Source organism: Stenotrophomonas sp. 22692, assembly GCF_052045015.1.
GTDB lineage: Bacteria > Pseudomonadota > Gammaproteobacteria > Xanthomonadales > Xanthomonadaceae > Stenotrophomonas > Stenotrophomonas geniculata.
Genome location: NZ_JBQEMR010000026.1, coordinates 1 through 23,776, shown reverse-complemented (window position 1 = coordinate 23,776; position 23,776 = coordinate 1). Strand labels below are relative to the sequence as shown.

Annotated in this window: 21 protein-coding genes and 1 pseudogene; 5 read left to right on the top strand and 17 right to left on the bottom strand. The window is 67.7% G+C overall.

Annotated features, from left to right (window positions below):
• Positions 1–17 precede the first annotated feature (17 nt).
• The 3 genes from ACTJJM_RS15665 (at position 18) to ACTJJM_RS15655 (ending at position 3,856) form a co-directional block, all read left to right on the top strand.
• Positions 18–2,306: an Orn/Lys/Arg decarboxylase N-terminal domain-containing protein gene (locus ACTJJM_RS15665; RefSeq protein WP_049433662.1), complete on the top strand. Its 2,289-nt coding sequence runs from the start codon at positions 18–20 to the stop codon at positions 2,304–2,306.
• A 28-nt stretch (positions 2,307–2,334) separates the two neighbouring features.
• Complete coding sequence (locus tag ACTJJM_RS15660) at positions 2,335–3,237, top strand: cation diffusion facilitator family transporter (RefSeq protein WP_197602176.1); 903 nt, start codon at positions 2,335–2,337, stop codon at positions 3,235–3,237.
• 184 nt (positions 3,238–3,421) lie between these two features.
• Positions 3,422–3,856, top strand: coding sequence for a RidA family protein (locus tag ACTJJM_RS15655; RefSeq protein ID WP_010484993.1), 435 nt, complete (start codon positions 3,422–3,424; stop codon positions 3,854–3,856).
• Here ACTJJM_RS15655 and ACTJJM_RS15650 read toward each other — a convergent pair.
• The 9 genes and pseudogenes from ACTJJM_RS15650 to ACTJJM_RS15610 all read right to left on the bottom strand — a co-directional run bounded on the left by ACTJJM_RS15650 (position 3,853) and on the right by ACTJJM_RS15610 (position 11,738).
• The gene (locus tag ACTJJM_RS15650; protein ID WP_010484995.1) at positions 3,853–4,566 is read right to left on the bottom strand and encodes an energy transducer TonB family protein; all 714 of its coding nucleotides are present in this window, start codon (positions 4,564–4,566) and stop codon (positions 3,853–3,855) included. The two genes, ACTJJM_RS15655 and ACTJJM_RS15650, sit on opposite strands and share 4 nt — an antisense overlap.
• Positions 4,559–5,351: pseudogene (locus ACTJJM_RS15645) on the bottom strand (ChaN family lipoprotein). The gene ACTJJM_RS15650 and the pseudogene ACTJJM_RS15645 overlap by 8 nt, the downstream one beginning before the upstream one ends.
• A complete protein-coding gene (locus ACTJJM_RS15640; protein ID WP_049454645.1) occupies positions 5,338–7,809 on the bottom strand; it encodes a TonB-dependent receptor in 2,472 nt (823 codons plus the stop codon). Before ACTJJM_RS15640 ends, ACTJJM_RS15645 begins: the two are co-directional and overlap by 14 nt.
• Before the next feature lie 64 nt (positions 7,810–7,873).
• Positions 7,874–8,800: a FecR family protein gene (locus tag ACTJJM_RS15635; RefSeq protein WP_010485002.1), complete on the bottom strand. Its 927-nt coding sequence runs from the start codon at positions 8,798–8,800 to the stop codon at positions 7,874–7,876.
• Positions 8,797–9,306: an RNA polymerase sigma factor gene (locus ACTJJM_RS15630; protein WP_049454643.1), complete on the bottom strand. Its 510-nt coding sequence runs from the start codon at positions 9,304–9,306 to the stop codon at positions 8,797–8,799. Before ACTJJM_RS15630 ends, ACTJJM_RS15635 begins: the two co-directional genes overlap by 4 nt.
• 124 nt (positions 9,307–9,430) lie before the next feature.
• On the bottom strand, positions 9,431–9,937 hold the full coding sequence (locus ACTJJM_RS15625) for a hypothetical protein (protein ID WP_049454641.1): 507 nt from the start codon (positions 9,935–9,937) through the stop codon (positions 9,431–9,433).
• Between the two features lie 108 nt (positions 9,938–10,045).
• A complete protein-coding gene (locus ACTJJM_RS15620; protein WP_010485009.1) occupies positions 10,046–10,270 on the bottom strand; it encodes a hypothetical protein in 225 nt (74 codons plus the stop codon).
• Positions 10,267–10,968, bottom strand: a complete 702-nt coding sequence (locus tag ACTJJM_RS15615; RefSeq protein ID WP_019660234.1) for a glutamine amidotransferase — start codon at positions 10,966–10,968, stop codon at positions 10,267–10,269. Before ACTJJM_RS15615 ends, ACTJJM_RS15620 begins: the two co-directional genes overlap by 4 nt.
• Complete coding sequence (locus ACTJJM_RS15610) at positions 10,965–11,738, bottom strand: YggS family pyridoxal phosphate-dependent enzyme (RefSeq protein WP_010485014.1); 774 nt, start codon at positions 11,736–11,738, stop codon at positions 10,965–10,967. Before ACTJJM_RS15610 ends, ACTJJM_RS15615 begins: the two co-directional genes overlap by 4 nt.
• Positions 11,739–11,814: 76 nt before the next feature.
• Between ACTJJM_RS15610 and ptsJ the strand changes: the two genes are divergently transcribed.
• Positions 11,815–13,101 carry a MocR-like B6 salvage transcription factor PtsJ gene (gene ptsJ / locus ACTJJM_RS15605; RefSeq protein WP_049454639.1) on the top strand — a complete coding sequence of 429 codons (1,287 nt, stop codon included), beginning with the start codon at positions 11,815–11,817 and terminating at the stop codon, positions 13,099–13,101.
• 102 nt (positions 13,102–13,203) lie between these two features.
• Here ptsJ and ACTJJM_RS15600 read toward each other — a convergent pair whose 3' ends face one another.
• From ACTJJM_RS15600 to ACTJJM_RS15570, 7 genes are all read right to left on the bottom strand, one after another.
• On the bottom strand, positions 13,204–13,710 hold the full coding sequence (locus ACTJJM_RS15600; RefSeq protein WP_010485017.1) for a hypothetical protein: 507 nt from the start codon (positions 13,708–13,710) through the stop codon (positions 13,204–13,206).
• Positions 13,711–13,791: 81 nt separating this feature from the next.
• Positions 13,792–16,902 carry an error-prone DNA polymerase gene (locus ACTJJM_RS15595; protein ID WP_049454637.1) on the bottom strand — a complete coding sequence of 1,037 codons (3,111 nt, stop codon included), beginning with the start codon at positions 16,900–16,902 and terminating at the stop codon, positions 13,792–13,794.
• Positions 16,903–16,908: 6 nt separating this feature from the next.
• Positions 16,909–18,318 carry a Y-family DNA polymerase gene (locus ACTJJM_RS15590; protein WP_049454635.1) on the bottom strand — a complete coding sequence of 470 codons (1,410 nt, stop codon included), beginning with the start codon at positions 18,316–18,318 and terminating at the stop codon, positions 16,909–16,911.
• Between the two features lie 9 nt (positions 18,319–18,327).
• Positions 18,328–18,942 (bottom strand): translesion DNA synthesis-associated protein ImuA, encoded by a 615-nt coding sequence (imuA, locus tag ACTJJM_RS15585; RefSeq protein ID WP_049454633.1) that lies wholly within the window; start codon positions 18,940–18,942, stop codon positions 18,328–18,330.
• A gap of 241 nt (positions 18,943–19,183) precedes the next feature.
• The gene (locus tag ACTJJM_RS15580; RefSeq protein WP_049454631.1) at positions 19,184–20,191 is read right to left on the bottom strand and encodes a cyclase family protein; all 1,008 of its coding nucleotides are present in this window, start codon (positions 20,189–20,191) and stop codon (positions 19,184–19,186) included.
• A gap of 35 nt (positions 20,192–20,226) precedes the next feature.
• Positions 20,227–20,877: a DsbA family oxidoreductase gene (locus tag ACTJJM_RS15575; protein ID WP_440865802.1), complete on the bottom strand. Its 651-nt coding sequence runs from the start codon at positions 20,875–20,877 to the stop codon at positions 20,227–20,229.
• A 92-nt stretch (positions 20,878–20,969) separates the two neighbouring features.
• The gene (locus tag ACTJJM_RS15570; RefSeq protein ID WP_010485030.1) at positions 20,970–21,920 is read right to left on the bottom strand and encodes a LysR family transcriptional regulator; all 951 of its coding nucleotides are present in this window, start codon (positions 21,918–21,920) and stop codon (positions 20,970–20,972) included.
• A 116-nt stretch (positions 21,921–22,036) separates the two neighbouring features.
• On the opposite strand from ACTJJM_RS15570, the gene ACTJJM_RS15565 reads away from it, so the two are divergent.
• Entirely contained in the window at positions 22,037–22,915 is an 879-nt protein-coding gene (locus ACTJJM_RS15565; protein ID WP_227199619.1) for a sterol desaturase family protein, read from the top strand.
• 9 nt (positions 22,916–22,924) lie between these two features.
• On the opposite strand, the gene ACTJJM_RS15560 is transcribed toward ACTJJM_RS15565, so the two are convergent.
• On the bottom strand, positions 22,925–23,629 hold the full coding sequence (locus tag ACTJJM_RS15560) for a helix-turn-helix domain-containing protein (RefSeq protein WP_010485034.1): 705 nt from the start codon (positions 23,627–23,629) through the stop codon (positions 22,925–22,927).
• Between the last annotated feature and the right edge of the window lie 147 nt (positions 23,630–23,776).

The window sequence follows — 23,776 nt, the reverse complement described above, 5'->3', positions numbered from 1 at the left end:
CGACAAGGAGAATCAACGTGTACTTCAAGTCCCTGGACTATCCGGTCATTGTCATCGACAACGACTACGAGTCGCCGCGCATCGGCGGCATCCTGATCCGCGCCCTGGTGGAAGAACTGCGCAGCAACGACCAGCGCGTGCTGTGCGGCCTGAACCTGGATGATGCGCGCGCCGGTGCCCGAACCTACGTGGCGGCCTCGGCAGTGCTGATTTCGATCGATGGCAGCGAAGAGGTGGATGGCGAGTTCCAGCGCCTGACTGCCTTCCTGCGTGAGCAGAGTGCGCGCCGCGCCAACCTGCCGGTGTTCCTGTACGGCGAGCGCCGCACCATCGAGAAGGTGCCGAGCAAGCTGCTCAAGTACATCCACGGCTTCATCTTCCTGTTCGAAGACACCAAGAGCTTCATCTCGCGGCAGGTGATGCGCGCAGCCGAAGACTACATGAAGAACCTGCTCCCGCCGTTCTTCAAGGCGCTGATCCATCATGCGGCCGAGTCGAACTATTCCTGGCATACGCCGGGTCATGCGGGTGGCGTGGCGTTCACCAAGTCGCCGGTCGGCCGTGCATTCCATCAGTTCTACGGTGAGAACACCCTGCGCAGCGATCTGTCGATCTCGGTGCCGGAGCTGGGCTCGCTGCTCGACCACACTGGCCCGATCAAGGATGCCGAGAACGAGGCGGCTCGCAATTTCGGTGCCGACCACACCTTCTTCGTCACCAATGGCACCTCCACCGCCAACAAGATCGTCTGGCACGGCACGGTGGCGCGCGGTGACGTGGTGTTCGTCGATCGCAATTGCCATAAGTCGCTGCTGCACGCGCTGATCATGACCGGTGCAGTGCCGGTGTACTTCACCCCAAGCCGCAACGCGCACGGCATCATCGGCCCGATCAGCCTGGACCAGTTCACGCCGGAGTCGCTGCAGCAGCGCATTGCTGCCAACCCGCTGGCCAGCCAGGCCTACCAGGCCGGTTCCAAGCCACGCATCGCAGTGGTCACCAACTCGACCTATGACGGCCTGTGCTACAACGCCGAAAAGATCGCTGATGAGATCGGCAGCGCGGTCGATTTCCTGCACTTCGATGAAGCCTGGTACGCCTACGCCGCGTTCCATCCGTTCTACGAGAACCACTACGGCATGGCCAAAGGCAAGCCCCGTGAGCAGGATGCGATCATCTTCACCACGCATTCAACCCACAAGCTGCTGGCGGCGTTCTCGCAGGCCTCGATGATCCACGTGCGCAACTCGGCGCAGCGCAACCTGGACGCCGAGCGCTTCAACGAGTCGTTCATGATGCACACCTCGACCAGCCCGCATTACGGGGTGATCGCGGCCTGCGACGTGGCCTCGAAGATGATGGAAGGCGAGGCTGGCCGTTCGCTGGTGCAGGAGATGCACGACGAGGCGATCGCGTTCCGCCGCGCGATGCTGCACGTCCGTGACGATCTGGGCCGCGACGACTGGTGGTTCAGTGTGTGGCAGCCGACCCTGGTCGAGCGCAGCCTGGACAAGGGTGATACGCCGGCGCCGCTGGTGGCCAAACGCGAGGAATGGTACCTGCAACCGGATGCCCATTGGCACGGCTTCGAGAACCTGGTCGATGACTACGTGCTGATCGACCCGATCAAGGTGACCCTGCTGACCCCGGGCCTGGCGATGGACGGCAGCATGGGCAAGCTGGGCATTCCGGCGGCGGTGCTCAGCAAGTTCCTGTGGGGCCGCGGCATTACCGTGGAGAAGACCAACCTGTACTCGGTGCTGTTCCTGTTCTCGATGGGCATCACCAAGGGCAAGTGGAGCACGCTGGTCACCGAGCTGATGGCATTCAAGGAACTGTATGACCGCAACGCGCCGCTGAGCCAGGCACTGCCGACGCTGGCGGCCGACTATCCCAATGCCTACGCCGGCTGGGGCCTGCGTGACCTGTGCGATGCACTGCATGCGTTCAACCAGGAATTTGCGGTGGCCAAGGTGATGCGCGAGATGTACGTGGATCTGCCGACCCCGGTGATGACCCCGGCCGATGCCTACAACCACCTGGTCAAGGGCGAGATCGAGCGGGTCGACATCGAGCAGCTCAGTGGCCGCGTCGCCGCGACCATGCTGGTGCCGTACCCGCCGGGCATTCCGACCATCATGCCGGGCGAGCGCTTTGGCGACAGTGACGAGCCGATCATCCAGTCGCTGCGCATCGCCCGCGAACAGAACGCTCGTTTCCCGGGCTTCGAGTCGGACGTGCACGGGCTGATCATCGAGCAGGAGGGTGATGCGGTTTCGTACAAGGTGGAGGTGCTGAAGGCCTGACCGGCAACGGTCGGCCGTTCGGCGGACGATGGATACCGCGCGCGAGCAACGCATCCTGAAGTTCTCCATCGGGGTCACCCTGGCGGTGAGCACGGTCGGCTTCGGCGGTGGCCTGCTGGTGGGATCGCAGGCCATCCTGTTCGATGGCGTGTACAGCCTGGTCGACGTCGCGCTGACCCTGGTGTCGTTGTCGGTGCTGCGGCTGGTGGCGCGGGAGCAGAGCCCGCGCTTCCAGTACGGCTACTGGCACCTGGAGCCAATGGTCGAGGCACTCGGTGGGGGGATCCTGTCGCTGGCCTGCGTGTATGCGCTGGCCAACGCGGTGATTGGCTTGACCACGGGCGGGCATGAAGTGAAATTCGGGCCCGCGCTGTGGTGGGCGGCACTGCTGAGTGCCAGCAACCTGGCGATGGCGCTGTTTGTCGCCCAACGAGCGCGGCATCTGCGCTCGGCGCTGTTGTGGCTGGACGTGCGTGGCTGGCTGCTGGGTGGGTTGATGAGCCTGGCGGTGGTACTGGCCTTCGTACTGGCCCTGGCCCTGCAGGGGGGCGAATGGCACCACTGGGTGCCGTACCTGGATTCGATCGTGCTGGCGTTGATCAGCCTGGCGGTGCTGCCGGTGCCGGCGCGCAGCGCGTGGAAGGCCATGCGTGAAGTACTGCAGGTGGCACCGGATGATCTGGACCGGCGCGTGCAGCAGGTGATGCAGGCATTCGTGGCCGAGCGCGGTTATGCCGGTTTTACCAGTCACGTGGCGAAGATGGGGCGGATGCGCTTCATCGAGATCCATGTGCTGGCCGACCCGGGTACGCCGCTGGGGTCGGTGGGCGAGGTTGATGCGATGCGCGATGAGATCGCGGTGCGGCTGGATGCGCGCGGCAGCACGTTCTGGCTGACCATCGATTTCACGGCAGACCCGGCGTGGACGTGAGCGGGAAACGGTAGAGCCGAGCCCATGCTCGGCTGCCATTCGCGCAGCGCAGCCGAGCACGGGCTCGGCTCTACACGTCGGCGTGATCGTTGCGCGTGGCAGACCGGTCTGTTGCACCGGATCCGTTTGACCTCAACCTGGGTTGAGGTCACAGACTGCCTGCAACCCCCACGAGGCGCGCGGCATGAACCTGCTGACCACACCGGACCTCAGCCATGGCCTGCTGGAGCTGTTCAATCCTCCCGGCCTCTACGACCCTTCCGCGAACGGCTACTCCCACGTGGCGGTGGTGCGCCTGCCGGCACGGGTGATCCATGTCGCCGGGCAGGGCGGTGAAGATGCCCAGGGCCGTCTCTCGCCCAGTTTCGAAGACCAGGTCGGGCAGGCGCTGGACAACCTGCAGACCGCGCTGCGCTCGGCGCAGGCAAGCCTGGCTGATGTGGCGCGGTTGCGCATCCTGGTGGTGGACCACGACGAAGACCGGCTGGGCATCATCGCCCATCAGGTGCGGCGGCGCTGGCCGAACCGCGCCGCGCCCACCTGCACGCTGATCCCGGTGCCGCGGCTGGCGCTGGACGGCATGCTGTTCGAGATCGAGGCGGAGGCTTATGCCGCCTAGCGCAGGTAGTACTCCACCGGCACCACCAGCTCCTGCGGTGCCTTCAGTTCATCGGGAATGGGCGGCAGCGGCTGCGCGCGACGGAAGGTCTGCAGCGCGGCGTCATCGAGCATCGGCTGGCCACTGGACTGCTCCAGCCGCAGCGCCAGCAGGCGACCTTCGCGGTCGATGCTGGCCCTGACCCACGCAGTGCCCTGCTGCCGGCGCGAGCGCGCGGCGGCAGGGTAGTAGCGGTAACGCTCCAGCCGCGCCATCAGGCGGGCTTCCCACTGGTCGCTGGCGGCGCCGGCCTGGAAGTCTGCCGGTGGCGCGTCTGGAGCAGGCGGCGCGGCCGTGATCGATGCCGGTGCGGGACTTGCATCGGTCGCGGCCGCAGGCGGGGCGACTGGCAGTGGCTGGCGGCCCGTGCCACCCGTTTCGCTGGCGGCCAGCTCGCCCTCGCGCGCGGCGGTGGGCTTCGGTGGCGGGGGCGACTTTGTGGGTTGCGATGCACGCGCCTGCTGCGCCTGGCTGGGGGTTTCGGCCTGGCGCTCCTCTACCGGCTGTGGCGGCGTGGCCGGTGCCAGCAGGCGCAGGCTGATGCGCACGTCCTGCTCCGGCGGCGGCAGCATCGGCGGCATCGCGACCCAGTGCACCAACAGCAGCAGTGGCAGCAGATGCAGCACGACGGTGATCGCGATCGCCTGCCAGTGTTGGCCACGCTCACTCATCGTCCAGTACCCACAGCAGATCGGCATCTGCCGCATCGACGGTTTCACCCGGTGAAGCCAATGCGATCACCAGCGCAGGCGTATCCGGTGACAGGTACCCCGGTACCGCGCAGTACATGCCAGCGACCTGCTACCAGCAGCGCTGGCGCGGGCGCATCGAGCAGCACCCGCGCCATGCGCGTATCGCGGGCCTGTTGCACGGCCAGCATCCCTTCCAGAATCGGTGCCGCGTCTGCGTGCTGGGCCAGCACCACCGCCGACAGGCGCTGGCGGGCAGCGGCCACCGGGAATCGCACGCCCTCGGTCGAGGCCAGCAGCGCGTTGACCTCGGCACGCGACAGGTTGCCGCCGAACAACGGCGTGCCTGCATCGGCAGCCTCCCGTACCAGCCCGCCATACGCGGCCCACGGCCAGCGCGTATCCCAGTCGAGCAGTTCCTGCAGGCGTGCACCTTCGGCCTGGTGGCCCTTGGCCAGCCAGCGCTGCACCCGCTGCAGGCGTGGCTGGCGCTCGCTGGCGATCATTTCCAGCACCAGTGAACCCTGCGGGCGCTGCTGCTGCAGGGCCTGCAGCAGCCAGCGCTGGGCGGCGTGGTCTCCGGCGAGATCATGGCGTTCACCCAGCAACAGCCGCTGGGCGTGCGCCGCGCGTGTCACGAATGCGGCTTCGTCCAGGTGCTGGCCAGTGGCCAGGTCGATCACTGTGCCGGGCACCGGCTGCGCGCCAGCCACCGCGGCCAGCGCGAGCAGGCATACGGGCAGCCAGTGACGGCTAGAACGCCACATTGACGCCCATCGAGACGGTACGGCCGCGGCCGTTGCCGCGGTCCAGGATCGGGCTGAAGATGCTGTCGATCGAGGCATTGTTGTCATAGGCCTTGTTCTGCAGGTTTTCGATGTTCAGCCACAGCGTGGTGTTGGCCTGGGGCTTGAAGCTCGCGTAGAAGTCCAGCAGCACGCCGGTGCCGCCGGTCTTGCGGGTCTGGAAGAAGTCGTAGCCCTCCTCGGTGGGCCCGGAGTACGCGGCGCGCAGGCCGGCCTGCACGCGCTGCTGCCACCAGCGGCCGCCTACGTCCAGGGTCCAATAGCGGTCCGGCAGGGCGGTGATGTCTTCCAGGTTGACGAACTCGATGGCCGGTGCGCTGGTGCGCGAGCGGGTCCAGCTGAGCGTGGCGTGGTAGTGCTCGCTGGCGTAATGCGCCTCCAGCTCGATGCCGCGCATGCGCACGACGCCGGGATGGTTCATCCAGCGGGTCGTGGCGGTGAAGTCGTCTGCATCCAGCACATCGGTCCAGGCATTGAGCTGCGGATCGCTGTCGATCGGCACCACCAGCGGTTCCACTTCCGGCGGATGCACGATCAGCAGGTACTGCGGCTTGATGTAGTCGCGGATGCGGTTGTCGAAGCGGGTGATGCGCAGCTGTGCCAGGTCACCCTCGACCAGCAGCGAGTCGATGCTGAGGTTGGCGCCGAACTGCAGGTTGCGCGAGCGCTCGCGGCGCAGGAACGGATTGGCGCCGATGCCGTCGGCGACGCTGGCGTCCTCCAGCGGGATCTTCTCGAAGAACATCTCCTGCACGCGCGGCGGCCGTGATGTGCGCGAGACCTCGGCAAACAGCTGCAGCCAGTCAGTGGCCTGCAGTGAAACCGCCAGGCTCGGGCTGAGTGCGCGCTCGCTGCGACGCACGTCGATGTCGCCGCCATTGATCTCCGCGCACTGGCCGGGCACATCCGAGCACACCGGGATGTGGCCACGGATGCCGAAGCGGTCCTGGCGCAGGCCGGCAGTCAGCGCGTAGATGTCGTACTGCAGTTCCAGCGTGCTGAACACGCTGTCCAGCTGGCTGCGACCCTGCGGGTTGGCACCGCGCAGGATGGGCGTATCGGCCACATAGATGTCCGACTGGTGCTTGATGCCGGTGTTCCAGCGCGCCTGCAGTGCGCCGATGTCGAAGCGACTGGTGTTGTCGAGGGTCCAGCTGCTCAGGCTGCTGTGGGTGCGGCGGCCGATGTAGCTTGAATCTTCCACCGGCGGATAGAACAGCCGGGTCTTGTTGCTCGCGAAGGTCGCGCGCAGGTCGATCCATGGCGAATAGGGTGTGTAGTGGTAGCTGGCGCGCTGGTTGCGCGCGGAAATCTGCCACGGGTAGTTGTGGTAGAAGTCGTTTTCGTAACGCATGTGGCTCAGGTCCAGCCGATGCTGGTCGCTGGGCTGCAGGCGTGCTTTCAGCAGCCAGCTGCTGGGCTGCTGGCTGCCGGGGTCGGCGTTGTTCTTCTGCCCACGCGCGGTCGCGTATTCGCTGCTGCGGCTGCTGCTGGCGGCGGCCAGCAGGCCGAACTGACGGTCGCCACCTTCTTCGCTGTGGCGCCATGCACCGGCGAAGGTGCGGCCGCTGCCATAGCCGTTGTTGCCATGGCGATAGCCGGCGCGCAGGCCCCAGTCACGGCCCTCACCCAGCAGATCGTCGATATCCAGGGTGCGGAAGTTGGCACTGCCGGCCAGCGTACCAGCGCCGTCACCGCCAGCGACCGCACCGCGCTGCACGTCCACACCGGCCAGCAGGAAGGGATCGACATAGGCGAACGGACCGCCCGAACCATGCCCGGCATTGTTGCGGAAGGTCTGGGTGACACCGTCGATCATGGTGTTGACCCGGCCGGCACCGGTCATGCCGCGGATGTTGACCTGCAGGCCCGGCTGGCTGCGCGAATGGAAGCTGTGGGTGCCGGGCATCGAGCGCAGCAGGCTGTTGCCTTCCTGGCGTTCGGCCATCGCCACGCGCTCGCTGCCGACCGAGGGCGCAAAGCCATCGCGGGTGGCCGGTACATACTGGCTGGCGCCGGCGCCCGGTGCCTGGCCGTGCGCGGTAGTGCCCTGCACCCGCAGCGGGCCGGTGCGACGGCTGCCATCGGTGCGTTCAGCCGGCGCCGGTTCCAGGGCGGCGCGGCGCGCATCGACGAAGCGCGGTCGCAGGCCGCTGCCTGCCAGCAGGCGCGACAGGGCCTGCGCATCGTCGAAGTCACCGCGCAGAGCAGGGGCCGAATGACCGGCAGGCAGCGCCGCGCCGATCACCAGGTCGACACCGGTCAGCCGGCTGTAGGCGTCCAGCGCGGCCGCCAGCGGCTGGGCGGGCAGATCGTAGGAGCGTGTGGCGGTCTGTGCGTGGGCACTGCCGGGCAGCAGCGGAAGGGCGCTGGTGCAGGCCAGCGACAGGGCAAGGACAAGGGGGCGGGGGCACAGCATCGGGGGCTCCAGGGGCTGACGCAGAACGTCGTCATCCTGGGTAGACGCAGTCGCAGGCCGGATGTCAGGGTCCATCACGCTGCTCCCTGCGTGGCGGCAGCCACACCTGTATGCCCGCGCCGAGGCGCAGCACGCGCACCTGCAGTTGCGTGGCCAGCTGGTCGCGATTGCTGGCTGCACCGTCGGCACTGCCGAGCAGGGTGACCGGCTGCTGGCGCAGCTGCTCGCCGACGACCCACGTATGCCCGCCATGCCAGCGGTCCAGGCCCTGCGTGACGTCGGCCAGCGGGGCCGAGACCCAGTGCAGGCGCCGCTCGCGCCAGGCCAATGTTCCGGGGGCAGCCGTTGTTGCATGGGCTGTTGCCTGCCCATCGAAGCGCAGCTGCTCGCCGTCGTCGGCCAGCATGCTGACGTTGCCGCTGTCCACGCGCACGCGATGCTCGGTAACGGTGACCACACTGCTGTTGCCCTGCACGGCAAGATCGAATGCGGTCCCCAGTGCAGTGACGGTGCCCTGTGGGGTGTGCACCTGGAATGGCCGGTCGGCATCGGCGGCGACCTGGAACCAGGCCTGGCCGCGCTGCAGCTGGAGCTGGCGGCGCTGCCCATCGATGCGCACCTTCACTTCGCTGCCAGGTGACAGCAGTACATGCGAACCATCCGGAAGAGTTTCCTCGCGGATCTCGCCAGCGGCCGTACGCAGTACCTGTGCCACGGGTGGCGAGGCATGGCGGCTGTAGAGACCCAGCGCGCACAGCAACAGAACCGCAATGCCGGCTTCGCGCAGGCGACGGCGTTGCCTGCGCTGCTGTTGCCGCTGCAGGCTGGGCGTCGCCGCACCGGCCTGCCACAACTCCTGCAGGTGCAGGTACTGCGCCGCATGGCGTGGATCGGCCCGGCACCATTGCTCGAACGCGTTCTCATCGCGGTCACCGTCGTGCGCATCCAGCCACCAGCGTGCAGCTTCGCGTGCAATGGTCTCCTGGCTCATGCGCCCGGCACCTGCTGCAATGCGACCAGGGCGCGCAGCAGATGGCCGTGCGCGGTCTGCCGGCTGATCCCCAGCTGGCGCCCGATCTCGGCCAGCGCCAACTGTTCCACACGGGCCAGCAGGAACACCTGGCGCGGGCGTGGCGGCAGCGCGGCGATGATCGCGTCGAGGTGGCGCAGTTGTTCGGCGTCGAGCAGTCGCTGCTCGGGCAGCGGCGCAGGATCGGCGATGGCATTCAACTGCGTGTCATCCAGCACCTCTTCGCGACGGCGCTGGCGTTGCCGGTAGTGATCGGCGATCAGGTTGTGGGCGACGCGGTACAGATAGGCGCGGCCATTGCTCAGCAGGCCACTGGTGGCGACTTTGACGACACGCAGCCAGGTTTCCTGGACGACGTCATCAGCGTCGCTGCGTTGCGGGAGTTTGCGGCGGACATGGGCGTGCAGCGGCCGGTAATGGGCCGCGCACAGCTGCGCGACATCCGTCGGTTCGACAGGCGTGGACACGGGGCGGGCGACAACTGGGAAAGGGAACAGCCCGCGGCGGCAAGGGCAGCGGCTGCACCTTACAGCAAAAGAGAATCATTTGCATCTATGGCATGAGGCGCAGCATGCATGGGCCACCGCGGCGTCAGCGCGGGCGATAGTCGCAGTGGATCTGCAGGGCCTCGGTGGGGTTGTGATGCAGCTCGAAGCCGCAATGCTGCAGGCTGCGCTTCACCCGCGCGACCGCTTCGGCATGATGGGCGACGCGATGATCCTGCCAGCGCGGTGGGGTGAACACGCCCAGCGGCAGCAGCCGCAGCCGCTTGCCGTGCAGTACCAGTGAGACATCGATATGACGGCCATCGATGTCGTGGCCGTTGGCACCGAAGATGGCATCGATCTCATCGCGGCGCTGCGGGTAGCAGGTGCGGAACACCGCAATGCCGAGCCGTCGCACCACGCGGCGGAAGCCACCGAGACGGCTGTGGCTGGGTTCGAAGCCACGAGTGAGCAGCAGGCGCAGCCCGGCAGGCAGCATTGCCTGCGCGTCGAGCAGGCGTTGCAGTACCTCTTCTTCCAGTTGGATGCGGGTGGAGGGCCAGCGCGGGGCGATGAGCAGTCCGTGGTGGTTGCCGCGTTGCAGGGTCAGCATCCGTGAAGCTTCGCACGCGGGCGAACAGCCAGGGTAGTGCCGGCCGCTGGCCGGCAAACCTGTTCTCCCGTCGGATGCCGACCAGCGGCAGGCACTACCATCGTCGGGTCAGATGTCGCGGTACTGGATCTGCGAAGCCAGTACGCGCAGGCCATCGGCATTGCTGGACAGGATGCGCTCTTCGCTGACCCCTTTCTGCCGTTTCAGCTGGAAGCCCTGATCGGCAGGCAGCTGTGCGGCGATGGCGTCCATGCGTTGCAGGGCATCGGGGCCGCTGCAGTCGAAGTGACCCCAGTGGGCGCCATCGCGGTGGATCTGCAATCGGTAGTTCATTGTGGTGTCTCCGGCAGGTCCTGCAGCCAATGGTCGAACATCGCGGTGGCGGCCGCAGCCAGTGGTGCGCCATAGCGACGCGCCTGCGCGCGAAGGTCGTTGGGATCGATGCCGGCCTGGGCCAGCTCCAGCGTGTGGCCGATCAGCCAACGCTCGAACTGGCGGGCGTCCAGTTCCGGATGGCATTGCAGGGCCAGTGCGTGGCTGCCGATGGCGAATGCCTGGTGACGGCAGGCCGGCGTGCTGGCCAGGCGGCGTGCACCGGCCGGAAGTTCGAACGCTTCACCATGCCAATGCAGTACCGGAATGCCCTGCAGGGACTGCAGCGGAGAACGCTGGCCTTCATCGGTCAGCAGCAGTGGCGCAAAGCCGATTTCCTTGCCACCACTGGGAGCGACACTGGCACCGAGTGCCCGCGCCATCAGCTGTGCACCCAGGCAGATGCCCAAGGTCGGCCGCTGCCGCTGCAGCCGGCGCTGCAGCAGGGCAATGCTGTCGTTGACGAAGGGATAGGTCCCTGTGTCATTGGCACTGATGGGACCGCCCAGCACGACCAGCAGATCGGCGGTTTCGGCGCCATCGAGGACATCGACACCGGCCTGCAGCACGTGCAGCTGCCAGCCCTGCGCCAGCAGCAACGGTTTCAGGGTGCCGAGGTCTTCAAAGGCAACGTGTTGCAGGACAACCGCGTGCTTCATGCCGGTGCTCCGCTGTTCGGCCAGTAGAAACTGTCCGGGGTGGCACGGGCACCGAAGATGGCCTGGCCGACGCGGACCACGGTGGCACCTTCCTCGATGGCCACTTCGAAATCACCGGACATGCCCATCGACAGCTGCGACAGGTCGAGGCCGGGTGGGGCGGTGCGTTGCAGCTGGTCGCGCAGTTCGCGCAGGCGCACGAAGCAGGCGCGCACGCGCTCGACATCGGGGGTGAAGATGGCCAGGGTCATCAGGCCGCGCACGTGCAGGCGATCGAAGGCCGGCAGCTGCTGCACGAAGGCCTCGACCGCGTCGGGTTCCAGGCCGTACTTGCTCGGTTCGGCCGAGGTGTTGACCTGCACGAACACATCCAGCGTGCGGTCTTCCAGTTGCAGGCGCTGCTGCAGGGCCTCGGCTACGCGCAGGCTGTCCAGCGCCTGGAACTCGCTGGCAAAGCGCGCCACGTAGCGCGCCTTGTTGGTCTGCAGATGGCCGATCACCGACCAGTGCACGCCCAGGTCGGCCATCGTTTCAGCCTTGCGTTGTGCCTCCTGCACCTTGTTCTCGCCCAGTTCGTGGCAGCCTGCGGCTACCGCCATGCGGATGCGGGCGTCATCGACGGTCTTGCTGACCGGCAGCAGGCGCACGCTGGCCGGGTCCCGGCCGACGCGGGCGCAGGCATCGGCGATGCGTTGGCGCACCGTGACCAGGTTGGCGGCGATCTGTTCAACGGACTGGGCGACGGGCCAGTCGGCAGCGGCAAGGGGCATGCGGGCACCTCCAATGCAGGGTGGCCAGGGTGGGATACACTGGCACAGGACAAGAGATATTTTGGCATAGGACAAAATGAAAATCACCGGGCATAGCGCCGAGTCGATCTTCGACAGCATCCGCGACGGCATCGGCAAGGGCCGCCTTCCGGCCGGCAGCGTGTTGCCGCCGGTGCGTGAACTGGCCGAGCAGCTGGGAGTGAACCGCAACACCGTGGCTGCTGCCTACAAGCGCCTGGATGCGGCGGGCCTGGCCAGCACGGCGGGCCGCCGCGGCACGGTGGTGCGTGGCCTGCCGCCGCCGCTGGCGCGTGAAGGCAGTACGCCCGGGCTGGCCCTGCAGGACCTGGCCGGTGGCAACCCGGATCCACGCCTGCTGCCGAACCTGCGCCTGGCCCCGGCCGCACCACGGCTGTATGGCGTGGGCACGGTCGACCCGAGGTTGGAGGCGCTGGCACGCGCCTCGCTGGATGCGGACTGCCCGGAGGGCTATGCGCTGGAACTGACCCATGGCGCGGTCGATGGCATCGAACGCCTGCTGTCGGCGTGGCTGCTGCCGGGGGATCGCATCGCGGTGGAGGATCCGTGCTTCCTCGGCAGCCTCAACGTGCTCAACGCTGTGGGCCACGCGCCGTTGCCGGTGGCGGTGGACGCGCATGGCATGCAGGTCGATTCGCTGCGGCAGGCACTGGAGGCCGGTGCACGCGCGGTGTTGCTGACCCCGCGGGCACACAACCCGACCGGGGCCAGCCTGGATGCGAAGCGGGCGCGGGCGTTGCGGCAGTTGTTGGCGGACTACCCGCAGGTGGCGGTGTTGATCGACGATCACTACGCGCTGCTCTCGCAGCAGGCCTATCACTCGGTGCTGCCGCTGGATGGCCGGCGCTGGGCGCTGCTGCGTTCGTTGTCCAAACCGCTCGGCCCGGACCTGCGGCTGGCCTGGCTGGCCTGCGATGAAGAGACCGCGATGCGGCTGCGGCTGCGATTGGCGTCCGGCACCGGCTGGGTCAGTCACCTGCTGCAGGATGCGGCGACCTCGGTGCTGTCGTCGGCAACGCAGCGGGCGAAGATCGCTTCGGCAGGTGAGCGTTACCAGCAGCGCCTGCGCTCGCTGCAGGAGTTGCTGCATGCGCGTGGCCTGCCGACACCGTTGCCGATGGAAGGATTGAACCTGTGGCTGCCGTTGCAGGCCGACAGCCATCCGCAGGTGCTGGCCCTGGCTTCGCGTGGATGGCATGTGCGCGCGGGCGAAGTGTTCTCGGTGGCAGCGCCGGGGCATGGCCTGCGCATCACCTGCGCTGCGCTGGGGGCAGCGCAGCTGCGGCAGCTGGCGGATGACCTGGCGGCGGTGTTCGCTCTGTAGCGTCGAGCCATGCTCGACGTTGCTTCGCCTTTGTAGAGCCGAGCCATGCTCGGCTGCTGTTGATAGAAGCAGTCGAACATGGCTCGACGCTACACAAGCAGATCAGGGCGCGGCGTTGGCGCCGGGACGCACGTAGTAGGACTGGCCGCTGTCATCGACGAACATCAGCTCCGGCTTGCCCTGCCAGGAGGTGAGCATGGCGCCGGTGTTGTTCTGGTGCTTGACCATCAGGCTGGCGCCGCGGTCCGGGTTGGCGACGACCTTGAATACTTCAGTGGTGCCGGTGGCATCGTCCAGGGTCAGCAGGGCTTCGCCGCCGCGGTCGCTGGTGCCGTAGCCGCCGCGTTCGGAACCATCGGGACCGAGCAGGATCATGCCTGACAGGGCGGTGGCACGCGGCCCCTGGGTGCGGCCCTGGCTGAGCGGATCGGGAACCGGTGCGCCGAGGATCACCCGCGGCTGGCCGCTTGCATCGTGGATGACCAGCCCGCGCGCCTCGATGATGCGCTGTGGTGATTGGCTGCGATGCAGGCTCCAGGCGGTCCAGCCGGAAACCAGCAGGGCGAGGGTCGAGACCACCAGGGTGGTCAGCAGCAGCGCACGGGGCATCGGGTCGTCCTTCCTTGGATGTGCCGACGATAGCGGATGCGGACCGGCAATGGCCAGTTCGTTGTGTGACGTTGTGTATCGTCAGTGGAAATCGCGGCTGTGGCTGCGCAGTCCCTGCAGCAGTTCATCCAGGCAGTGCATGCGCTGCACGATGACGTGCTGCACGCCATCGACGCGTTCCAGGCGGCCATCGATCTGCATCAGCTGGGTATCGACCAGCACCCGGTGCTGGCGATCGGCCAGGTGTCGCCAGACCACGGCGTTGACCATGCCGGTCTCATCTTCGAGCGTGAGGAAGGTGACGCCGCTGGCGGTCTGCGGGCGCTGGCGCATGCGTACCAGGCCGGCGATGCGCACGCGACGGCCATGGCCATGCCCGGCCAGTTGTGCAGCGTCCAGACAGCCACGGCTGCGCAGCTGCGCGCGCAGGAACGAGATCGGGTGGCGGCCAAGTGTGGTGCCGGTGCTGCGATAATCGGCCTGCATGTCCTCCCAGGCGCTGGGCAGGGGCAACGGCACGCGGGCTTCGGCAGTGGCGCGGGCCTGGTCGAACAGTGGCAGCCGGTTTTCCACGCCGGAGATATCCCAGCGTGCACGATGGCGATGGCCACTGAGCCCACGCAGTGCACCGGCATCGGCCAGCAGGCCCTGCTGGCGGCGATCCAGTGCGGTGCGCTGGCACAGGTCGCCCACATCGTCGAACGGGCGCTGCGCACGTTCGCGCATGATGGCCTGCACGACGGGTTCGTTGCAGCCATCGATCAGGCGCAGGCCGAGCCGGATCGCCGCCGGTCCCTTGCTGAAATCCAGCGTGCAGTCCCAGTCGCTGTGGCGCACGTCCACCGGCAGCACGCCGATGCCATGGCGGCGTGCATCCTGCAGCAGCTGGTCGGGGCTGTAGAACCCCAGCGGCTGGCTGTTGATCAGGCTGGCGGTGAACGCGGCGGGATGATGGCACTTCAGCCAGCAGCTGTTATAGGTCAGCAGGGCGAAGCTGGCAGCATGGCTTTCCGGGAAACCGTAATCACCGAAGCCCTTGATCTGCTCGAACAGGTGCTCGCCGTAGTCGCGGCTGAAGCCATTCTTCAACATGCCGGCCAGCAACTTCTCGCGATGCGGTTCCAGGCCGCCACGACGCTTCCATGCCGCCATCGAGCGGCGCAGGGCATCGGCCTGGCCAGGTGTGTAACCTGCTGCTTCCACTGCCAGCTGCATCACCTGCTCCTGGAACAGTGGTACGCCCAACGTGCGTGCGAACACGCGTTCCAGCTGCGGTGGGTAGAGCGGATTGTCCGGGTCGTTCAGTGCCTCCGGGCCTTGCTCGCGCAGGATCCTCCGCCGTTCCAGATAGGGGTGCACCATGTCACCCTGGATCGGGCCGGGGCGCACGATCGCCACTTCGATCACCAGATCGTAGAAGCAGCGCGGCTGCAGGCGTGGCAGCATCGCCATCTGCGCACGCGATTCGATCTGGAACACGCCGATGGTGTCGGCGGCGCAGATCATGTCGTAGGTCTTCGTATCCTTGGCAGGGATCGCATCCATGCGTCCACTGTGCAGGCCGTGCTGCTGCAGCATCGCCAGGCATTTACGGATGGCGGTGAGCATGCCCAGCGCCAGGCAGTCGACCTTCATCAGGCCGGTGGCATCCAGATCGTCCTTGTCCCACTGGACGACGGTGCGGTCGGCCATCGCCGCGTTTTCCACCGGCACCAGCGTCGACAGCGGGTGCTCTGAAATCACGAAGCCGCCCGGGTGCTGCGACAGGTGGCGCGGGAAATCGATCAGCTCGGTGGTCAGCGCCAGCAGGCGCCGCATCAACGGCGTGTCCGGATCGAAACCGCGCTCGCGCAGGGTTTCCGGCAATGGGATGTTGCCGCCCCAGTGGTCCATCGCCGCGCCCAGTTCGTTGACCTGGTCCATCGGCAGGCCCAGTGCGCGGGCCACGTCGCGGATCGCGCTGCGGCCACGGTAGCTGATCGCCACCGCGGTCAGTGCGGCGCGCTCGCGGCCGTAGCGCTTGAACACGTACTGCAGCACCTCCTCGCGACGCTCGTGCTCGAAGTCGATGTCGATATCCGGTGGCTCGTCGCGCTCGGCGGAGATGAAGCGCTCGAACAGCAGGTTGCTGCGCGCCGGGTCGATCTCGGTCACGCCCAGCACGAAGCACACCGCCGAGTTGGCCGCCGAGCCGCGCCCCTGGCAGAGGATGTCCTGGCTGCGGGCGAAGCGCACGATGTCCTGCACGGTGAGGAAGTAGGAGGCGTAGTTCTTCTGCTTGATCAACGCAAGTTCGTGTTCGATCTGCTCGCGCTGTGCCGGCTGGATGCCGTTCTTCCAGCGCCACGGGATGCCACGCTCGACCAGCACGCGCAGCCAGCTGTCCGGATCATGCCCTTCGGGCACCAGCTCACGCGGATAGGTGTACTGCAGCTGTTCCAGGGTGAAGTGGCAGCGCTCGGCGATGCGCAGGGTCTCGGCCAGCAGCTCAGGCGGGTACAGCTGGGCCAGCGCGGTGCGTGGGCGCAGGTGGCGCTCGCCATTGGGGAACAGGCGCCATCCAGCTTCGGCCACGCTGCAACGGTGGCGGATCGCGGTCAGCGTGTCCTGCAGGGCGCGGCGGCGGCGTACATGCATGTGCACATCACCACTGGCCACCAGCGGCAGGCAATGGCGTTCGCCGAAGGACTGCAGCTGCTGCAGGCGGCGTGCATCGTCGTGTTCGTGGTGCAGCTCCACCGCCAGCCACAGCCGATCATCGAAGCCGGCGCGCAGCAGTTCCAGGTCGGTGGCGGCCGGTTGCCGGTCCAGCCACAGGCACAGCAGGCCGACGGGCAGGCCGAGAAGGTCCTCGCGCAGGCAGCGGTACTCGCCCTTGGCGGCCCGCCGCCGGCAGGTGGTGATCAACTGGCAGAGCCCCGTATAGGCGGCCTGGTCGGTGCACAGCAGGGCCAGTTTCGGCCCATCCTCGACCTGGAATTCGGCGCCGACAATCAGCGCCACGCCATGCGTCTTCGCCGCCTGCCAAGCGCGTACGATGCCGGCCAGCGAGCATTCGTCGGTGATCGCCAACGCTCGATAGCCTTGGCCGGCGGCGCGCGCGAACAGTTCTTCGGCGATCGAGGCGCCACGCTGGAAACTGAAGGCCGACAGGCAGTGCAGTTCGGCGTAGCCGGGCAGTTCGCTGTGCATGGTGGCTCAGCCGAACCAGCCGTGCAGCATCCACGGCGCATGCGGGTCGTTGCGCTCACGAAAGGCCCAGCCGCGCTGGCCGTGAGCAGTTTCCACCACGTAATAGTCGCGCCGTGCATCGGCCTGATCCCACCAGCCCGATTCGATCCGCTCCGGCCCGGTGACGATGCGCAGCCGCGGATCACGCAGTGGTTGCGGCGTGTCCAGCAGCCAGCCGGGGCGCAGTGGCCAGTACGACGGAGGCTTGGCTGGCGGCTGGATGCCACTGGCGCGTTCGGGGCGATGGTCGGCCTGCACCGCCAGCGGCTGCACGGCGTCATCGCCCAGCCGCGCGCGCAGGCGCTCGCGCAGCTGGTTCCAGGGCATCGCCTGTGCCGGCCGGGTATCGAACAGGTCACGCGCGGCGGGCACGAACGGTGGCAGCTGCTCGGCCTGCAGGCGCAGTGCGCGGCTGCCGGCCGGCAGGGCAAACGCTTCCATGCGGTTGCGTGCGATCTCGAACAGCAGCGCGGGATCGCGCTCGGGCGCCAGCAGGCCGATGGTCAGCACGCTGGCCGGCAGCATGTCGTGCTCGAAATGCAGGTCGAAGCGCTGCACGCCGCCATCGCGCGAACACAGGAATGCGGCCAGGTCCAGCAGCAGGCGACGCAGCGGAAACAGCAGGGCCTGGCTGGATTCGATCTCGTATTCGAATTCGATGCGCGCATCGAAACGGTCCGGTGGCTGGTAGTAGCGCAGTGGCGCGGTGGGCAGCCCGCGCAGCGCATCCAGCTGCTGCAGCACGTCCGGTGCGAAGCGCCGGGCCAGGCTGTCGCGCGGCAGCTCGAGCACCGCACCCAGCGTGCGCAGGCCGGAACGGCCGAGTACGGTCACTGCTTCGCTGGGCAGGCCACAGCGAGGCAAGGGCAGCTGCGCCAGTGCCGCTGGCAGCTGCTGCGCATCGATGCCGAGGCCGTCGTGAACGTTGGCCAGCACGCGCGCGGCATGCGCGGTGGGCGCGGCCACCAGGCGATGGCGGAAACCAAGCTCATGCAGTTCGTTGCGCAGCCGCTGCTCGATCGTCAGCCAGTCGCCGAACAGGGCGCGGCTGGCACCGATTTCCATGACCAGCGCGTGCGGAAAATCGAGGCTGACCTGCGAGCTGTAGGCATAGGCCCAGCTGGCCAGCAGCTGCCGGGTGTGCTGTTCGGCGCTGGGATCGTAATCGTGCAGATGCAGGTCCTGCACCAGTACCTGCGCAGCCGACAGCAGCATGCCCGGGCGCAGCCCCGCTGCGCGTGCCGACGGGCTGACCGCACGCAGTACGCGACGCTGTGCCGGCCCCTGCAGCAGCACCAGTGGCCGCTGCGGGTCGGGCTGCAGGCGCAGCACGCTGTCCAGCGCCAGCTGCGGCAACAACAGACAGGCCCAGTGCATGGCGCGGCCTCAGTGGGCGATGGCCAGCGGCAACGGCTGCGCCGGCGGCAGGCCGCCACGGCACTTCAGCACCCGCACCTGGCCGTGGTCGAGCTGCAGGCGCAGGCTGGCCGGGGAGGGATTGCGCGCCGCCTGCGCCTCGCGGAACACGAAGCCCAGGCACTGGCCGCTGTCGGCCGCCACCTGCAGGCGGCGCAGTGAGCGGTCATCGGCCTGGTGTGGCCAGCACAGCACTGCTGCACAGGCGGCCGAGCGCAGGCACTGTTCGGTGGCCCACAACGCTTGTTTCGGCGCGGCGTGGATGATCTGCAGCTGGGTCAGATCCAGCCCGGCCGCTGCCCAGGCCGGAGCGTGCGGGCGATAGGGTGGGGCGACCAGCACGATCGGGCGGTCGCGCTGGCTCAGCTTCGCCAGCGCTGGCCAGACCAGAGCCAGTTCGCCGACGCCGGGCGCGGCCTGCAGTACCTCGCATAGCCCGCTGCTGGGCCAGCCGCCGCCGGGCAGGCGCGCATCCAGTGCCGGGTGACCGCTGGCCAGATGGTCGCTGGCCGGCCCCTGGCGGGCCGCGCCGCGCCACAGCTGGCGGCCGTCAAGCAGCCGGTCGAGGGCGACGACGGCACCCATCAGCGGGTCCTCCAGGGGAGGCGCCGGGCAGGCTGGAAGCGGCAGGAACGGGCGGAAACGGCGAGCATGACGCGAGTATCGACGGGCCGATATCAGGGGCTGAGACCGGACATGCTACTCGCCTTGTGAGTAGAATTACTAATGAAATCGGAGGATCGGATTTCAGGTTGCTGAAGGGGTAGGGGTGCCGACCAAGGTCGGCCCCCCGGCATGGCCCGGCGCTACCCGGGTATGCCCCCGGTTACGGGCGGACCGGCAGCGCGACCGGGCGCAGCGGCGCGGCATCGCCACCGCGGATCTTCAGCGGGCCGCCGATGAAGGCGAACTCGTAGACCTTGTCGTGGGCCAGTTCGTCCAGCGCCACCAGCTCGATGATCGGCGCGCCCTGCTGGGCCAGCAGGTAGGTGTGCAGCGGCACGTAGTCGTCGGACACCTCCGAGGGGAAGGTCTCGAAGCTGAGGTTGTCGGCACCGACGATCATCGCGCCGCTGTCCTCGATCAGGAAGCGCGCCGCGTCCAGGCCCATGCCCGGCGGGTTGGCCATGTAGGCCTTGGGCTGTTCGAACAGGCGCATGCGGCCGGTGCGGATCAGCACCACGTCGCCCTGCTGCAGTTTCACCTTCTGGCGTGCCAGCGCATCCTTCAGGTCCTGGCGGGTGACGCGGTAGCTGTCCGGCAGCATGTCCACGCCCTTGGCGGTGGCCACGTCGATCAGCACGCCACGCGCGATCAACGGCGGGAACTTCTCGATGCCGGTGACCTTCCAGCCACGGTCGCCGAGGTGTTTGTCGGCCTCGAAGCCATTCCAGATCTTTCCATGGATGCCGAAGTGGTTCAGCGCATCGATGTGGGTGCCGGTGTGGCTGTACATCGAGAACGCGGTGCCGGTGTAGCTGCGGGTGAGGTTCATGGTTTCGCCCACGCCCATCGGATCATCCATCACCGTGCCGCGCGGGGTGTGGGTCATCCAGAACTGGTAGTGCGGGTCGCCGGCATCCTGCCAGCTGGGCATGCCGACGTAGTACTCGGTGGCCAGGTCATAGGCCTTGCCGCCGCTGACCCGCGACAGGATCGCCGCACGCGAGGCCTCGGTGATCAGGTTGAGGCGGCCGATCTCGTCCTTCGGCCCCCAGGGGCTGGTGCCGACCTGCTGGCCGGAGGGTACGCGTTCGTGCGCGGACACGGTGGTGGAAGCTGCGGTGCCGGCCAGCAGCAGGGCCAGCGCGGTGGCCAGGGTGCGTGGGGTCATGGGAAATCTCCTTGCAGGGTGGGGGAGGGCGCGGCTCAGGCCGCGACCAGGTGCGCCAGGGCCTGGCGCAGGTGTGGCAGCGGCAGGGTCTGCAGGCGCAGGCCGTTGCCGCCGATCACGGTGGGAATGGAGCGGACGCCGAGGGCAGCGGCTTCGGCGCGATCGACCTGCACGCGCTGGCGTACTGCGTCGCTGCGCATGTGGTCAGCGAAGGCGCCACGTGGATGGCCCAGCGCTTCGGCGATATCCAGCAGGACTTCGGCGTCGTCGATGTTGCGGTGCTGGTGCAGGTGCGCCCACTGCACGGCATCGAACATCGCGCCATGGGCGTCGTTGCCACCGAGCATGCCGGCAGCCTGGCAGGCCAGTGCGCCGAGCCAGCCGGACGGATACTCGAAGTCCTGCGCGCGCATGCCTTCGATATCGATGCGCGCGGTGTCTTCATGCGCGGCGCAGTCGGTCCAGTGGCGCAGGATGATCGCCTTGGCGCGCTCCATCGAGCCGAACACCTCGACCATCTGTGCGCGCGAGTCCTGTAGCACGAAGCTGCGGTGGCGCACCTGGATGCCGAGTTCGGCGGAGACCTGCTTCAGGCGCGGGGCCAGCACGAAGCACCAGCCGCAGACCACGTCGTGGAAGAAATCGACCACCGGCGCGGCGGTGGCGGGGGAAGGAACGGAAGACATCTGCCTGCCATCGGTGAGAGGGGAGGCGGCAGATTAGGCAGCGCGGCGTGGCCGAAACAGCACGCCGCGGGCAGCTCAGTTTTCGCTGGCGGTTACGAATCCAGGCCAGCGCAGCCGGGCAGCTCGGCGTGCAGGAAATCGATGAAGGCGCGTACCTTGGGTTGCAGATGGCGCGACGTGGGGTAGACCGCATGCACGAAGCGCGGCGGATAGCGGTGGTCGGGCAGCACCTGCTGCAGTTCGCCCTGGGCCAGTGCCGGCGCGGCCAGGAACGAGGGCAGGGCACCGATGCCCATGCCGGCCACCAGCAGGTCGCGCAGCAGCAAGCTGTTGTTGACGGTGACGCGCGCGGGCAGGGTGATTGTCACCTGGCCATCGGGACCGAGCAGCGGCCAGCTGCCGGGGGAGTCGGACAGGCTGTAGGCCAGCACGCTGTGCGCCTGCAGATCGTCCACCGCCTGCGGTGCCGGATGCTGCCGCAGGTAGGACGGGGCCGCGCACAGCACCTGCTGCAGCGACGCCAGCCGGCGCGCCACCAGGCGTGAATCATCCAGTTCGGCACGCAGCCGCAGCGACACATCGAAACCCTCACCGACTGCATCGAGCAGGCGATCTTCCATCACCAGGTCCAGCGACAACTGTGGATGCTGCTGCAGGAAGCGCGGCAGCAGCGGCGACAGCGTGCTCAGTGCGAATGACTGCGGCGCGTTCACGCGCAGGCGTCCGGCCACCTCGCCGCGCTGTTCGGCGATGCCGCGTTCCAGCGCTTCCAGCTCGTCGAGCAGGCGGCAGCATTCGCGGTAATAGGCGTGGCCGGTTTCGGTCAGGCTCATGCGCCGCGTGGTCCGCTGCAGCAGCACCACGCCCAGGTGCGTTTCCAGCGTGCGCAACTGCTTGCTCAGGCCGGCCGGCGACATGCCCAGGTCTTCGGCGGCACGAGCGAGCCCGCCGCGTTCGACGATGCGGCGGAAGGCGCGCATCAGGTTGAAGGAGTCCATGCCGGTCCCGGGCGCGATGAGAGCATCATTGTAGATCCACGCCATGCGTGGATGTGGGAAGCGTGGTGCCCGCAGGGTTGCGCCGTTTGTTCAAGCCCGCAACCCACACGCCACGCCAGCATGCAGGCCCCTCACTTCCCGGGTTGCCCATGAAGCACTGGATGCTCCGCCTGTATGCCCCGCTGTTCCTGCTTGGATTCGTCGCCACTGCCGTCGTCTGGGTCGGCCACTGCCATGGCGATCCGTTGTGGCTGCTGGCCCTGCTGGCGATCGCCATTGCGGTTTCGTTCGTCGCCGAGCGCGCCTGGCCGTATGACCCTGCGTTCAACCGCGACCACGGCGACCGTGTGCGTGACGCCCTGCACGCGCTGGTCAACGAAGGCCTGAACCTGTTGTCGATCGCGGCGGTGCCGCTGCTGGCGGCGATCATTCCGTGGCAGTTGTGGCCGCTGCAGTGGCCGTTCGCACTGCAGCTACTGGTGGCGATCATCGCTGCCGATCTCGGCATCACCCTGGTGCACTACGCCAGCCATCGCATCGGCTGGCTATGGCGTCTGCATGCCGTGCATCACAGCGTGACCCGCATGTATGGCTTCAACGGGCTGATGAAACACCCACTGCACCAGGCCGCCGAAGCGGTGGGCGGCGTGCTGCCGCTGCTGCTGTTGGGCCTGCCGATGCCGGTGGCGGCGGTGCTGGCCTTCGCCATTGCCATCCAGCTGCTGCTGCAGCACTCCAACGTAGACATGCGTCCCGGCGTGCTGGGCCGGGTGATGGCCTGGGCGCCGCTGCACCGCTTCCACCACATGCGTTACGGCACCGCCGGCGACGTCAACTTCGGCCTGTTCCTGACCGTCTGGGATCACCTGCTGGGGACCGCCTTCGATGCGCCGGGCTATCGGCTGCGCCAGCACGACCTCGGCATCGGCAGCCAGCCGGACTATCCGCGCGATTACCCCGGGCAACTGCTGGCGCCGTTCCGCGAACTGCCACATGGCGAGGTGCCGGAGCTGCCTGAAGGTCTGCGCAGGCGCGGATGATGGGTCGTGTCAGGCCGCGTGCAGCTGCAGGCCCTGCAGTTGCGCGGCACTGATGCCGAACATGCGGCGCAGGCTGCGCGACAGATGGGCCAGATCGGCGAATCCAGCGGCATGCGCACTGTCGGTCAGGCTGTGGCCGTGCAGATGATGCGTGAGTGCATTGCGCAGGCGTTGCCACAGTACCCAGCCGCGCAGTGTCACCGCCAGGTCGGACTGGAAACGCCGGTGCAGCTGGCTGGCCGACAGGTGCGCCGCCTCGGCGATATCGGCGGCCGGCACCGGGTCAGGCAGGTGCTGGGCGATACGGGCCAATGCCGCCTGCACGCGGCGGTCCAGCGGTTGTGGGCGGCTCAGCCGTGGCAGCCAGTCGCGTAGCTCCATGGTATTGCCCGGCAGTGCGTGCAGATGCTGCTGGATCTGCGTGGAATCGGCATGCGCGGGTTCGAGGAACACCGTGCAGCCCGCTTCCGGCGCCGACAGGATCGCATGCGTCTGGAAGGAGGGCAGCCACAGCCGTTGGCCCTGCTGCCGTACGCCATCGACTTCGACCTGCCAGGGCGTACCGTCGCTCAGCAGCAGTTGATGGGCGTAGTGCGCATGTACGCTGCTGTCACCGGCATGGCCCTGCAGCACCGCCACGTGAGCATCCAGCAGCAGCGTGCCATTCCAGGGCAGGGCGGGGGAGGACATGGAGGGATTGTAGATCCACGCCATGCGTGGATGAATCTCCATCGAAATCGATTAATTCGACGATTGATCGAAGAGCATCCACGCCTGGCGTGGATCTACTGCAGATTGCGGCGAATTGTCGAAGGCGGGGTGGGTCCGGTTGCGGGGGCGTGAGCGCCATGGATGGCGCGA